Origin of the sequence: Mesorhizobium sp. M0408, from assembly GCF_040321495.1 — a bacterium.
Taxonomy (GTDB): Bacteria; Pseudomonadota; Alphaproteobacteria; order Rhizobiales; family Rhizobiaceae; genus Mesorhizobium.
Map to the genome: position 1 here is coordinate 188,365 of NZ_JAMYRO010000003.1, position 12,950 is coordinate 201,314.

Sequence of the window (12,950 nt, forward strand, 5' to 3'; positions counted from 1 at the left end):
CCGGCTGTCAACATTGAATCTGATATGATATATCAACAATATATCAGGAGAAGTCGCATTGGTATATGACAGACCGGGCTCCGAGCCGGCGACCGCGAAGGCCTACCGCAGGCTCGAGCACATGATCGTAACTCTCGAACTGGCGCCGGCGAGCTTCATCACCGAGGGGGCGCTGATCGACAGGCTCGGCCTCGGCCGCACCCCGGTTCGCGAAGCAATCCAGCGGCTGGCCTGGGAGGGGCTGCTCGAGGTCCGGCCGCGCGCCGGCATCGCCATCGCGCCGCTCCACCCCGGCGACTGGCTGCGTGTCCTCGACGCCCGCCGTGGCGTCGAGGTGGTGCTTGCCCGCTCGGCCGCCCGCTTCGTTACCCGCGAGGCCGCCGACCTGTTCCATGACGCTGCCCTTGCCATGCAAAAGGCAGTGATTTCGGAAAATGTGTTCTACTTCATCCAGGCCGACAAGGCGCTCGACGAGGCGCTGGCGCTGGCTGCCGACAACCCGTTCGCCGCGCGCCTGGCGGCACCCTTGCAAACCCACAGCCGTCGCTTCTGGTTCCGCTACAAGGCCGATACCGGATTGGCCGAATCGGCCGAGCATCATGTCGCGCTGATCCGTTCGATCCTCGCCGGCGACGAAGAGGCCGCGGCCAAGGACGCCAAGCGGCTGATGGCGCTTTTGCGCGGCCATGCCGAGGCGGCTGCTACGCGCTGAGCCTGCCATTTCGTCATGCGCCCTGGCCGGGCAGGGCCATCACGTTTTCCCAATTGTCGCCGGCCGCGACGATGCAGCTTCTGCCAGCGATATCGGTGACGACGATGGTCCAGGTTCCGGTCTCGGCGACAAAGACTTCCATGACCGCCTCATGACCGATCAGCCCCAAAGCAAACTGCCTTTCCTGGAACTTCTCGCTCAAATGGGCGACGATCTCGCCATGTTCAACGCAGTATTGATATTGCGCGCCTGCGGTGTTCGTACCCACCGCCAATGCGCCAGCAAAAACCAGGGTTTTCACCCATCTCAACAGCGATTTGCGTGCCATAGGGCACCTCCTTTGCCATCACGTTCCGGCAAAGGAGGGGTTTGATTGCCTCATTTTGCCGGAGCGATCCAGGCCGGTTCCGACGTCATCATCATCGCGTCGTTCCTTTCTGTGTTCCGGTCTGCCATTGGTGGGAACGATTCCAGATGTTCCCATTATGTTCTCGATATATGGTATCGGCAATGGAAAAGCGCAAGCAGGCGCCCAAGCGGGCGCCTGCAGATCCGTTTTACGGTTGTCGCCGAAAGAATGGGCCACAGGCCGCGCGGCCATGCCGAGGCGCGCAGACCCGTGATAAATCGTTCAGATGCCTGGCAGCGCCGCTGTCGTCATCGCGCTTTCCCAGCCTTCGCCGACTGAAATCACGCAGCTTTGACCTTTTGTGTCGCTGGCGAGGATGGTCCAGGTGCCCTTGTCGGAAACGAAGACTTCAAGCACCACATTCGGATTGACGACGCCGACCGCGCTCGGGTTTTCATGAAACTTCTCGCCGAGCGCCTTGACCATATCGGCGCGAGCCGCGCATTGCTCGGCAGCCATTGCCGGGACGGCGGAAAGGGCCATCGCAGCGCAAGCTATAGTCGCCATGAGACGTGTCATCTGACACCTCCTTTGCGCCGGACATTTCCCCCGGAGCCGTCACCAGCGCCGTTGGTTGATCTGCCAGCGTCTCCTTCGCGGCAGGACTGCAACCTAAGAAGATTGCTGCCTTCTTGGTTCCATCACATTAACGTTCAAACGAAAAGGCCCGGGTCCGAGCCCAGGCCTCGTTCAGTGTTTGCGATCTGGATCAGTTCATCGTCGGGATGACGAACTCGGCACCGTCCTTCACACCGGACGGCCAGCGCGACGTCACCGTCTTGGTCTTGGTGTAGAAGCGGAACGCGTCCGGCCCGTGCTGGTTGAGGTCGCCGAAGGAGGACGCCTTCCAGCCGCCGAAGGTGTAGTAGGCGATCGGCACCGGGATCGGCACGTTGATGCCGACCATGCCGACCTGAACCCGCGAGGCGAAGTCGCGCGCCGCGTCGCCGTCGCGGGTGAAGATGGCGACGCCATTGCCCATCTCGTGCTCGTTGGCGAGCTTGATGGCGTTCTCGTAGGTCGGTGCGCGAACGACCGAGAGCACCGGCCCGAAGATCTCTTCCTTGTAGATGCGCATGTCGGCGGTCACATTGTCGAACAGGCAGCCGCCCATATAGTAGCCGTTCTCGTAGCCCTGCATGGAAAAGCCGCGGCCGTCGACGACCAGCTTGGCGCCTTCCTTGACGCCGGTGTCGACATAGGACTTGACCCGCTCCAGCGCCTGCGCCGTGACCAGCGGGCCGAAATCGGCGGAAGAATCCGTCGACGGACCGACCTTCAGGCTCTCGACGCGCGGCACCAGTCTTTCCATCAGCCGGTTGGCGGTGTCGTTGCCGACCGGGACGGCCACCGAGATCGCCATGCAGCGCTCGCCGGCCGAGCCGTAGCCGGCGCCGATCAGCGCGTCGACGGTCTGGTCCATGTCGGCATCCGGCATGATGATCATGTGATTCTTGGCGCCGCCGAAGCACTGCACGCGCTTGCCGGCCGCGCAGCCGCGCGAATAGATGTACTGGGCGATCGGTGTCGAGCCTACGAAACCGATGGCCTTGATGTCGGGATCGTCGAGGATGGCGTCGACCACTTCCTTGTCGCCGTTGACGACATTGAGGATGCCCGCCGGCAGACCGGCCTCGATGAACAGTTCGGCAATCCGCATCGGCACGCCCGGATCGCGCTCCGACGGCTTGAGGATGTAGGCATTGCCGCAGGCGATGGCCGGCGCGATCTTCCACAACGGGATCATCGCCGGAAAATTGAACGGCGTGATGCCGGCGACCACGCCGAGCGGCTGGCGCATCGAATAGACGTCGATGCCGGGGCCGGCGCCATCGGTGAACTCGCCCTTCATCATATGCGGCGCACCGATGCAGACCTCGACCACTTCGAGGCCGCGCTGGATGTCGCCCTTGGCGTCGGCGATGGTCTTGCCGTGTTCGCGCGCCAATATCTCGGCCAGCGCGTCATACTCCTTGGCGACCAGCTCGAGGAACCGCATCAGGACGCGTACGCGTCGCTGCGGATTGGTCGCCGCCCAGCCGGGCTGTGCGGCCTTGGCGTTTTCGACCGCCGCGCGCAATTCCGCCTGCGAAGCCAGCGCCACCGTGCCGCGCACCGTGCCGTCCATCGGCTGCATGACGTCCTGCTTGCGGCCGCTGGTTCCGGCGACGCGCTTGCCGCCGATGAAATGACCGTATTCGATCATGGTCTCTCTCCCTGGTTCGTGATGAGGCATTGTCCGCCTTTGCGGGAGCGATGGCAACGCGAGCGAAAACGCAACCGTTGTGCGGAGAATAGATAGCGGTTGACGGCAGAGCATCAATTCTCGCAAATAGGAAGAATGCAGGTCCCCAGCAGCAAGGATTGAGATTGAGTTCCTTCACCGCCCCCCTCTGTCCTGCCGGACATCTCCCCCTCACGGGGGGAGATTGGCTGTCACGCCCGCCTTCGGAAATCTTCACCGCGGCAAGAAAGACGCCTGCGGCGAAACTGCCAATCTCCCCCCTTGAGGGGGAGATGTCCGGCAGGACAGAGGGGGGCGCGAAGGAACGCGGTTTTGATCGTTATCGCCAGGACCACCCTCATGAACTGGGATGATGCCCGTATCTTCCTTGCCGTAGCGCGGGCCGGCCAGATCCTCGGCGCCGCCAGGCGGCTGGAGCTTAATCACGCGACCGTCTCGCGCCGCATTGCCGCCCTCGAGGATGCGCTCAGGACAAAACTGTTTCGCCGGCTTACCACCGGCAGCGAGCTGACGCCGGCGGGCGAGCGTTTCCTCGAGATTGCCGAACGCATGGAGGGCGACATGATCGCCGCGCGCTCGACCGTTTCAGGCGAAGGCGACGACGTCTCGGGCACCGTGCGCATCGGCGCGCCGGATGGCTTTGGCGTCGCCTTCCTGGCCAGGCGCCTCGGCGCGCTGACCGCTCTGCACCGTGAGCTCACCATCCAGCTGGTGCCGGTGCCACGCTCCTTCTCTTTGTCCCGGCGCGAGGCCGACATTGCCATCACCGTCGAACGGCCGACGGAAGGCCGCCTGGTGGCGGGAAAGCTGGTCGACTACACGCTCGGCCTGTTCGCGTCGCGGGCCTACGCCGACACCCATGGCCTGCCCGGAACCGCCGCCGAGCTAGGCCAGCATACGCTGATCGGCTACGTGCCGGACCTGATCGTCAGTCGCTCGCTCGACTACGCGGCCGAATTCAGCCCCGACTGGCGCACCAGCTTCGCTATTTCCTCCGCGCTCGGCCAGGCCGAAGCAGTGCGTTCCGGCGCCGGCATCGGCATCCTGCACACCTTCGTTGCCCGCTCGATGCCGGAGCTGGTGCCTCTCGATATCGTCGCACCCATACGCCGCGCCTACTGGCTGGTCTATCATGAATCGGTCAGGCCGCTGCGCCGCGTCCAGGTCGTCGCGAGCTTCATTACCAAGGCCGTCGAACGGGACAGGGGTTTGTTTGCGTGAGCCTGCCGGCCGCTGGCTGTCTTAGCTGGTGGGCGTCTTACTTGGCGTATCGTCCGGGCCCGAGATCGCCGACGTCGATGTCCGGCACCCGGCTGGAGATGATGTCGGCCAGAACTTTGGCCGAGCCGCAGGCCATGGTCCAGCCGAGTGTGCCATGGCCGGTGTTGAGATAGAGATTGGAGAAATCGGTGCGGCCGATCAGCGGCGGCCCGTCGGGTGTCATCGGCCGCAGCCCGCACCAGAAGGTCGCCGATCGCATGTCGCCGCTGCCCGGAAACAGGTCGCCGACCGAATGTTCGAGCGTGCGCCGCCGCGATTCGTGCAGCCGCAGGTCGAAGCCGGAAATCTCCGCCGTGCCGCCGACCCGGATACGGTCGCCGAGCCGGGTGATCGCTACTTTGTAGCTCTCGTCCATCACGGTCGAGACCGGTGCGGCGGCGGCGTCCTTGATCGGCAGGGTGATCGAATAGCCCTTGACCGGGTAGACCGGGATGGGCCGCTTCAGCATGCGCATGAACCGTGCCGAATAGCTGCCCATCGCCATCACATAGGCATCAGCGACCATCCAGCCCTTGCTGGTGCTGACGTTGGTGATGCGATCGCGCTTCTTGACGACGCGCCGTATCTCCGTGTCGTATTCGAAGGTGACGCCGCGTACCGCGCAAAGCTTGGCAAGCCTGTCGGTGAACATCTTGCAGTCGCCGGTTTCGTCGCCGGGCAACCGCAGGCCACCGACGAATTTTTCGCGCACGCCGGCCAGCCCAGGCTCGGCCGCAATGCAGCCGTCGGGGTCGAGGACCTCGTAGGGGACGCCATAGGCCTTCAGCACCTCGACATCGCCGCCGACGCCGTCGATCTGCTTTTGCGTTCGGAAGAGCTGCAGCGTGCCCTTGGCGCGCTCGTCATAGGCGATGCCGGTCGCCTCGCGCAGCGCCTTCAGCGTGTCGCGGCTGTACTCGGCCAGCGGCACCATGCGCGCCTTGTTCAGCGCGTAGCGTTCAGCCGTGCAATTGCGCAGCATCTTGACCAGCCACATCCACATATGCGGATCGAGGGCCGGTCGCACCACCAGTGGACCGTGCTTCATCAAAAGCCATTTGATGGCCTTCAGCGGAACGCCGGGCCCGGCCCAGGGCGAGGCATAGCCGGGCGAGATCTCGCCGGCATTGGCAAAGCTGGTTTCCAGCGCCGGGCCTTTCTGGCGATCGATCACCGTCACCTGATGACCGGCCTCGGCAAGAAAATAGGCGGTGGTGACCCCGATCACGCCGCCGCCCAGCACGAAGATCTTCATCGTTTGGTTCTCCGCGGCGGCATCTCGTCGGGATTCGAGACCGGGATCATCGCCGCCTCATGTCTGCCGGATTCTGTGGCGTCAGCCAAGTGCCGATGCTTAGGGAAAAGACATGCGTGAGGACAACAACCTTGCGTCCTAGCCATTCACATAGCGCCGGTGGAAACGGTGGCCGAGGCTGGTCAAGACCTCATAGCCGATGGTGCCGGCTTGGCCGGCTACCTGGTCCACCGTCTGCGACGACGGTCCAATGAGTTCGACGAGGTCGCCGGCCTTCAGCCTGCCGGGCGGCAATGCGGAAATGTCGAGGATGATCGAATCCATCGAAACCCGGCCGACGAAGGGCAGCCGCACATTTTCGAGCCAGGCGGAGGAAGCGGCGCGTCGATGCCAGCCATCGCCATAGCCGAGCGAAATCGTAGCCGCGGCAAGCGGAGCCTTGGTGTGGAAAGTGTGACCGTAGCCGACACCGGCGCCGGCCTCCAATATCCGCGTCTGGATGACCTTGGCTTGCAATCGCACCACCGGCAGCATCGGATTGTCCTTCGCCGGCGTCGGATTGACGCCATAGAGAGCGGCACCCGGACGAACGAGGTCGTAGTGATAGCGCTGCCCGAGAAAAATGCCTGATGAATTGGCAAAGGAAGCCGGCGCTTCCGGCAGCATCCGGCGCAGCCGTTCGAATTCCAGCCGCTGCCGCTCGTTGGCCGGCTGCTCGGGTTCATCGGCGCAGGCGAGATGGCTCATCACGAACGTCAGTTCGACACCGTCGAAAGCCTGCGGATCCTGCGCGACTGCCTTCACCTCGGATGGCGTCATGCCGAGCCGCGACATGCCGCTGTCGACCTGGACGGCGGCTGGCAATTTGCGGCCCACCCGCCCCGCCGCTTCACGCCATGCCGAGAGCTGGCTGGCGCTGTTGAGTACGGTGCAAAGCCCTGCCGCAACCGCTTCCCTTTCCGCACCCGGCGGAATGCCGTTCAGCACATAAATGGCCGGGTCTGAGCCGAGCGCCTTGCGCAGCAAGATGCCGCCGGCCAAATGCGCAACAAAGAAAGTATTACAGCCCTCACCCATCAGCGCCGCCGCCACCGGCGCCGCGCCAATCCCATAGCCGTCGGCCTTGACCACTCCAGCACAGCCGACGCCGCCCAGCCGCGCCTTCAGCCGCCGGTAGTTCTCACGGACGGCGCCGAGATCGATGGTCAGGATCGCCCCTGCCGCGGCTTCGCTGATCGGTTCGCCCAGGGTGACGGTCGGCGGAAGAGATTTGCTGGAGATGTCGTTCATGCCGACCTGTTTTAACGGAAGGCCGGCGGCTACGCCACCAGGTGCCGGAACGCCGCCACCACGTCTTCGTAGACCTTGCGCTTGAACGGCACGATTAGGCCCGGCAATTCCAGCATCGGCCGCCACGCCCACCGGTCGAACTCGGCCTTGTGGCCACCCGGCGGCGGATTGATCGCGATCTCGGTTTCGTCGCCGTGGAAACGGAAGGCAAACCATTTCTGCGTCTGGCCGCGATATCGTCCCTTGAAGGCGACGCCGACCAGATGCGCCGGCAGGTCGTATTTGATCCAGTGCGGCGCCTCGGCCAGCAGCGACACCGAGCGCATGCCGGTCTCTTCGTAAAGTTCACGCGCCGCCGCGGGCAGCGGCTCCTCGCCATCATCGATGCCGCCCTGCGGCATCTGCCAGAGCTGCGTCGTTCCAGCGAATTCGCTGTCCGGCTCGGCAATGCGACGGCCGACCCAGACCAGGCCGGCCTCATTGAGGACCATCACCCCTACGCAGGGCCGGTAGGGCAGCGTCTCGGGGTCAACGAGCTTGTTCTTTGCCATCTCAGCCTTTTTCCGGATCTATGGCCACCGCCGAAACCGGCACGATCTCGATGCCACGCTTCTTGGCCTCGGTCACCCAGGAAGACACGGTATCCACCGTCAGGTCGAAAGCCGAGCCGATGCCGACGGCAAACCCTTTCGCCCGTGCCGTCGCTTCCAGCCCATCCAGTTTCTTCAATATGGCGCCGCGGTCCTGCACCGCATCGATCGCCGTATCGCCGCCGACGAACGGCACGCCGTCCTTCAGCGCCAGTTCGGGTGCCAGGTTGCGCGCCGACGAACCGTCGTCGACATAGGCCAGACCACGCTTGCCAAGCTCGGCCATCAACGGCCCCATCGCCGTCGCGTCGGCCGAAAAGCGGGCGCCCATATAGTTCATGACGCCGGTGTAGTTGGTCGTTCGCGACAGCGCCCAGCGTAAATTCTTCAAATTCTCGTCCGGCGTTGCAGCCACGGTCAGCGTGTTACGGCCGGGATTGACGTTCGGATAGTCGAACGGCTCAAGCGGTACCTGCATGATGACCTCATGGCCGCTCTGCCGCGCCACCTGCATCCAGCGGCCGATGCTGTTGCCTTGCGGCGCGAAGGCCAGCGTCACTTCCGCCGGCAGCTTGGCGATGGCTGCCTGCGTGCCGGTCTGCGACACGGCAAGCCCGCCGATGACGAGCGCGACGCGTGCACCGCGAGCCCCGGACCACGGCCGCGCATAGACATCGAACGGGCGCCTGCCGTCGGCGGCGCGGATCGGCAACGGACCGGTTTCGCTGGCCTCGACCAGCGCCTTGTCGGGAATGTGCGCGATCCTGAGGTTCTGGCCGATCGTCGAAGGGTCGCGGATGACGATGGCCGCATTGGGTGGACCGTCGCCCTCTTCGGTCTGGACATGGATGATCTGCGGACCGCCCGTCTTCGGCCCGCTTATGTTGGCCCCCCTTGCGTTGCTTGGCGCAGCCATTTCGGGCGTCGCCTTGGCGGGCGCGGCGACGGTATCCGCCGCCGGCGTCTTCGGCGTCGAAACGGCTACTTCTTGCAGCTTCCGGAACGGCTTGTCTCGCAAGGCGATCGCGCTGGAGACGCCGACCACGGACAGCACGACAAGCGCGGCCGCGACCGCACCGGCGCTGATCCCGCTGCCTGAGCGCGGCAGCCGGATCGCCTGTCCGAGAGGTCGTTCTATGTCCTTGCCGATATCAGCCAAGCCCGCACCCCCCGGCGTGCATCCCCGAAGTAAACCTTCTCCGGAGGCGCAAAATCCAAAATGTCGGCGCGTCCCCTTGCTCCACTGGACGCGCAGCATGCCGGCCGCAGCCCCGAATCAAACTGCCGGAGCCTCGCGGCCCCGGCAGCATCGCATCGCTTCGCTCAGGCAGCCAGACCTGTTTGGCCCGGCTTGCCCGCCCTTACTGGTTCAACACGGCCTTTTGCGGATTCGGCGGGAACGCCGGATCGGTCTTCTGGCCGCGCAGCAGTTGCTCGGCATAGATGAGCTGCAAATCGTCCTTGGGTTCCGGCGGCACATAGGCGGCCGAGCCCGAACCGGTCGTGCTTTCGTCGGCGCCCTTGATATGGCCCTTGAGGTCCGATTCGCCGCGCGTCAGGTCCCTGCCCTGCAGTTCCGCCGGCAGCGGCTGGTCGACCTTGATGTCGGGCGTGATGCCCTTGCCCTGGATCGACTTGCCGGACGGCGTGTAATAGAGCGCCGTCGTCAACCGCAGTGCCCCGTTCTCGCCGAGCGGAATGATGGTCTGCACCGAACCCTTGCCGAAGGACTGCGTGCCGACCACGGTGGCGCGGCGCAGATCCTGCAGCGCGCCGGCAACGATTTCCGATGCGCTGGCCGAGCCGCCATTGACGAGCACGATCAGCGGCTTGCCGCCGATGTCGTCGCCGGCCCGCGCGTCGAAGCGGGTGACGTCCTTCGGATCGCGGCCGCGCGTCGAGACGATCTCGCCACGGTCGAGGAAGGCATCCGACACGCTCACCGCCTGGTCGAGCAAACCGCCCGGATTGAGGCGCAGGTCGAGCACGTAGCCCTTGAGCTTGTCGTTCGGCACCTGCTTCTTGATGGTGTCGATGGCATTCTCGAGGTCGTCATAGGTCTTTTCGGTAAAGGAGGTGATCTTCATGTAGCCGATGTCGTTTTCGACCCGGAACTTGACCGCCTTGACCTTGATGATATCGCGCACGACGGTCAGTTCGATCGGCTTGTCGGCGCCCTGGCGCAGGATGGTGAGCTTGATCGGCGTATTGACCAGCCCGCGCATCTTCTCGACGGCGTCGTTGAGGGTCAGGCCGCGGACCTCCTCGCCGTCGATCTTGGCGATATAGTCGCCGGCGAGCACGCCTGCCTTGGCGGCCGGCGTATCGTCGATCGGCGTGATCACCTTGACCAGGTCGTTCTCCATGGTGACCTCGATGCCGAGGCCGCCGAATTCGCCCTTGGTCTGCACGCGCATGTCCTGCGCTTCTTCGGCATTCATGTAGGAGGAGTGTGGGTCGAGCGACGACAGCATGCCGTTGATGGCATTTTCAACCAGCGACTTGTCGTCGGGCGGCGTCACATAATTCGCCCTTACCCGTTCGAAGATATCGCCGAAGATCGCCAGTTGCTTATAGGTCTCGGAGCCCGCAGCCTTCGCTGTCGAGCCGGGCGCGCCATAGACCAGGCTCATCGCCGATGCACCCATCAGCGCACCGGCAAACAGAAGCGACAGTTTCCGCATCATTCACGTCCTTCCAGAAAAACGGTCCGCCCACCATGGGGCCGGATCGACGGGTTTTCCATCCTTGCGGAACTCGACATAGAGCTCCGGTGTGGCATTTCCATTCTTCGATGCCGAGGTGCTCGCCACCCGGGCCTCTCCCATCGCGCCGACCGGCTCACCTGCGAGCACCGACTGGCCAGACGCGACGCTGATTCTGCTCATCCCCGCCAGGACGACATGATAGCCGTCACCCGCATTCAGGATCAAGAGTTGACCGTAAGAGCGGAAAGGCCCCGCATAAAGCACATTTCCATCCGCCGGCGCCGTGACGATGGCTCCCGATTGTGTCGCAACCATGTCACCGAGCATCACCGCGCCGTTACCGTCGTCGGCCCCGAAGCGCCGCTTGATCCTGCCGGTGACCGGCAGCGCGATCTGCCCTTGAAGCGCGGAAAACGGCGCGGCAGCGGTGAGCCTGTTGCTCTCCGGCACCGGCAGCGAGGCCAATTCCGTCGGCGCCGCAGCCGATGCCGGGCCCTTGTCGGCGTCGGCCGTCTTTTGCTCGGCTGCCTTGGCCGCATCCGCCGCCTTGCGGGCTCTGTCGGCCTCGAGCGAGGCGATCAGTTCTTTCAGGCTGCCGGCCTTGGCCGCCAGCGTCGCGGACCGCTGCTTTTCGGCGGCCAGCGCGGTTTGCGTATCGGCGGCGAGCTTCTGCTTGGCTTCGAGCAGCATGCCGAGCCGCTTTTTTTCCGCCGCCTGCTCGCCGACAGCTGCCGTCAGCCGCGCCCGCTCGGCCTCGATCGAGGCCGTCACCCGCGACTGCTCCTTGAGGTCGGCCAGCAACATGTCGGTCTGGTGGCGCAGTTCCGGCACCACGGCACCGAGCAGGATGGCGCTGCGCACCGACGACAATGCGTCCTCCGGCTTGACCAGGATCGCCGGCGGCGGATTGAGCCCCATGCGCTGCAGCGCGCCGAGCACTTCGGCCAGAACGTCGCGTCTGGCGGCCAGTGAGGCGCGGATCTTCTGCCCCTGCGCCTTCAGCCCTTCCAGCTTGCCGCCAATGTCCTCGATGTCCTGGCCGAGCTTCTGCTCGGTCATCGCCGACTGGATCAGCGCCGCGGTGATCGAGGCGTGGTCCTTCTTGACAGCCGCTATGTCAGCGGCGAGCTTGGCCAGCCGCTCGGACGACTGCGTGATCTCTTTCGATACTTTTTCGTATTCGGCGCGGCTCTGGTCCGGGTCGGGCGCCAGGTCGAGCGTGTTCTCGGCCCGCGCGACGCCGAGCGAAAGCGCGATCGTCGCCACGGCGATGCCGTAGCGCACGCGCCAGGAGCCCGTTCGTGATTTCCAGTCTTCAGACATTGAAGCCCAACTCTATGCGCGGCTTCGTTAACGAACCATCAACCATGTTCGAGCCCCGGCCGTCATCGACAAACCCCATGAGCCCAAACTGTCGATGAGCATTGGGGCAAAAATCCGGGCGGCTGGCATCAATTCGCCGACGGAGCCGACTTCATGAACGATGGTAGGGGTGACCGGAAAGGATCGTGGCCGCCCGGTAAAGCTGCTCGCCCAGCATCACGCGGACCAGCTGATGCGGCCAGGTCAGCGCGCCGAGCGACACCGTCAGATCAGCCAGGTCGCGCAGTGACTGGTCATGGCCGTCGGCGCCGCCAATGGCGATCACCAGCGCCTTGCGCCCGCCATCGCGCAGCGAACCTATGCGACCGGCGAAATCCTCGGAGGAAAGGTTCTTGCCGCGCTCATCCAGCAGCATCAGCGCCGTGCCCGGTTGCAAGTGCGTCTGCAGTTTCTGGCCTTCCTCGCGCCGGCGCTCATTGGCCGTCTGCGCGCGACCTTCGGCAATCTCGACGATCCCGGCGAATTCGAGGCCCACGGCAGGACCGCTCCTGGCAAAACGCTCGAAATAGCGGTCGGCCAACTGCTTCTCGGGGCCGGCTTTCATTCGGCCCACGGCATGAACCGTAATCTTCATCCCTGCCTCGAAGAGCCGCTGATGCATGTCGGACGACGACATGCATCAAGACGAATACGGCTCAGTGGAGGGTCTCCTCCTCGAGATCGGGCGCCTGCCACATCTTTTCGAGATTGTAGAAGTCGCGGACCTCGGGACGGAAGACATGGACGATGATGTCGCCCGAATCGATCAGGACCCAGTCGGCGCCAGCCAGCCCCTCGACGCGTGCAGTGCCGAGCCCGGCATCCTTCAGCGCCTTGAGGAGATGATCGGCAACAGCCGAGACATGACGGTGCGATCGGCCCGACGCGACGACCATGTAGTCGCCGAGGCTCGATTTCCCCTGAATGTCGATTGAGACGATGTTTTCGGCCTTGGAGTCTTCCAGACTGGCAAGGACTGTCTTGATGGCGCGGGACACGGCGTCGTTTACGCTGATCCCGGCCGGCGAAGGCACGATGTCGGCCTTCTTCCGCAGTGCTGTTCTCAGTGTATTTCCTTTCGCAGCAAGAACAACCAAATCACCTCTGAAATCAGGTGAC

Annotated in this window: 12 protein-coding genes and 1 pseudogene; 2 read left to right on the plus strand and 11 right to left on the minus strand. The window is 64.3% G+C overall.

Going from position 1 to position 12,950, the window contains the following annotated elements:
* Positions 1 to 121 precede the first annotated feature (121 nt).
* Complete coding sequence (locus NKI67_RS04955) at positions 122 to 712, plus strand: GntR family transcriptional regulator (RefSeq protein ID WP_502895519.1); 591 nt, start codon at positions 122 to 124, stop codon at positions 710 to 712.
* 13 nt (positions 713 to 725) lie between these two features.
* Here the strand turns inward: NKI67_RS04955 and NKI67_RS04960 are convergent, their stop codons facing one another.
* The 3 genes from NKI67_RS04960 to NKI67_RS04970 form a co-directional block, all read right to left on the minus strand.
* Complete coding sequence (locus NKI67_RS04960; protein WP_352569558.1) at positions 726 to 1,040, minus strand: hypothetical protein; 315 nt, start codon at positions 1,038 to 1,040, stop codon at positions 726 to 728.
* Between the two features lie 303 nt (positions 1,041 to 1,343).
* On the minus strand, positions 1,344 to 1,640 hold the full coding sequence (locus tag NKI67_RS04965; RefSeq protein WP_023678058.1) for a hypothetical protein: 297 nt from the start codon (positions 1,638 to 1,640) through the stop codon (positions 1,344 to 1,346).
* A 190-nt stretch (positions 1,641 to 1,830) separates the two neighbouring features.
* Positions 1,831 to 3,327, minus strand: a complete 1,497-nt coding sequence (locus NKI67_RS04970) for a CoA-acylating methylmalonate-semialdehyde dehydrogenase (RefSeq protein WP_023678059.1) — start codon at positions 3,325 to 3,327, stop codon at positions 1,831 to 1,833.
* Positions 3,328 to 3,705: 378 nt separating this feature from the next.
* Here NKI67_RS04970 and NKI67_RS04975 point away from each other — a divergent pair, with 378 nt between their 5' ends.
* Entirely contained in the window at positions 3,706 to 4,587 is an 882-nt protein-coding gene (locus NKI67_RS04975) for a LysR family transcriptional regulator (protein ID WP_023678060.1), read from the plus strand.
* A 37-nt stretch (positions 4,588 to 4,624) separates the two neighbouring features.
* On the opposite strand, the pseudogene NKI67_RS04980 reads toward NKI67_RS04975, so the two are convergent.
* The 8 genes and pseudogenes from NKI67_RS04980 to rsfS form a co-directional block, all read right to left on the minus strand.
* Positions 4,625 to 5,902, minus strand: a pseudogene (locus NKI67_RS04980) (D-amino acid dehydrogenase); the annotation flags it as partial.
* Positions 5,903 to 6,019: 117 nt separating this feature from the next.
* Positions 6,020 to 7,171, minus strand: a complete 1,152-nt coding sequence (alr, locus tag NKI67_RS04985; protein WP_352574654.1) for an alanine racemase — start codon at positions 7,169 to 7,171, stop codon at positions 6,020 to 6,022.
* Between the two features lie 29 nt (positions 7,172 to 7,200).
* Entirely contained in the window at positions 7,201 to 7,722 is a 522-nt protein-coding gene (locus tag NKI67_RS04990; RefSeq protein ID WP_352574652.1) for an RNA pyrophosphohydrolase, read from the minus strand.
* A 1-nt stretch (position 7,723) separates the two neighbouring features.
* Positions 7,724 to 8,920, minus strand: a complete 1,197-nt coding sequence (locus tag NKI67_RS04995) for a divergent polysaccharide deacetylase family protein (RefSeq protein ID WP_352644594.1) — start codon at positions 8,918 to 8,920, stop codon at positions 7,724 to 7,726.
* Between the two features lie 202 nt (positions 8,921 to 9,122).
* Positions 9,123 to 10,448, minus strand: coding sequence for a S41 family peptidase (locus tag NKI67_RS05000; protein ID WP_023678065.1), 1,326 nt, complete (start codon positions 10,446 to 10,448; stop codon positions 9,123 to 9,125).
* Positions 10,449 to 11,792: a murein hydrolase activator EnvC family protein gene (locus NKI67_RS05005; protein WP_352644596.1), complete on the minus strand. Its 1,344-nt coding sequence runs from the start codon at positions 11,790 to 11,792 to the stop codon at positions 10,449 to 10,451.
* 151 nt (positions 11,793 to 11,943) lie between these two features.
* Positions 11,944 to 12,426: a 23S rRNA (pseudouridine(1915)-N(3))-methyltransferase RlmH gene (gene rlmH / locus NKI67_RS05010; RefSeq protein WP_023678067.1), complete on the minus strand. Its 483-nt coding sequence runs from the start codon at positions 12,424 to 12,426 to the stop codon at positions 11,944 to 11,946.
* Between the two features lie 61 nt (positions 12,427 to 12,487).
* Positions 12,488 to 12,865, minus strand: a complete 378-nt coding sequence (gene rsfS / locus NKI67_RS05015; RefSeq protein WP_023678068.1) for a ribosome silencing factor — start codon at positions 12,863 to 12,865, stop codon at positions 12,488 to 12,490.
* Positions 12,866 to 12,950 lie beyond the last annotated feature (85 nt).

Excerpts from the sequence above, each read along its gene's own strand:
- NKI67_RS05000 (WP_023678065.1), bottom strand. The coding sequence starts at position 10,448 with ATGATGCGGAAACTGTCGCTTCTGTTTGCCGGTGCGCTGATGGGTGCA.
- NKI67_RS04975 (WP_023678060.1), top strand. The coding sequence starts at position 3,706 with ATGAACTGGGATGATGCCCGTATCTTCCTTGCCGTAGCGCGGGCCGGC.
- NKI67_RS05005 (WP_352644596.1), bottom strand. The coding sequence starts at position 11,792 with ATGTCTGAAGACTGGAAATCACGAACGGGCTCCTGGCGCGTGCGCTAC.
- NKI67_RS04990 (WP_352574652.1), bottom strand. The coding sequence starts at position 7,722 with ATGGCAAAGAACAAGCTCGTTGACCCCGAGACGCTGCCCTACCGGCCC.
- NKI67_RS04970 (WP_023678059.1), bottom strand. The coding sequence starts at position 3,327 with ATGATCGAATACGGTCATTTCATCGGCGGCAAGCGCGTCGCCGGAACC.
- NKI67_RS04955 (WP_502895519.1), top strand. The coding sequence starts at position 122 with ATGATCGTAACTCTCGAACTGGCGCCGGCGAGCTTCATCACCGAGGGG.
- rlmH (WP_023678067.1), bottom strand. The coding sequence starts at position 12,426 with ATGAAGATTACGGTTCATGCCGTGGGCCGAATGAAAGCCGGCCCCGAG.
- NKI67_RS04965 (WP_023678058.1), bottom strand. The coding sequence starts at position 1,640 with ATGACACGTCTCATGGCGACTATAGCTTGCGCTGCGATGGCCCTTTCC.
- NKI67_RS04960 (WP_352569558.1), bottom strand. The coding sequence starts at position 1,040 with ATGGCACGCAAATCGCTGTTGAGATGGGTGAAAACCCTGGTTTTTGCT.
- alr (WP_352574654.1), bottom strand. The coding sequence starts at position 7,171 with ATGAACGACATCTCCAGCAAATCTCTTCCGCCGACCGTCACCCTGGGC.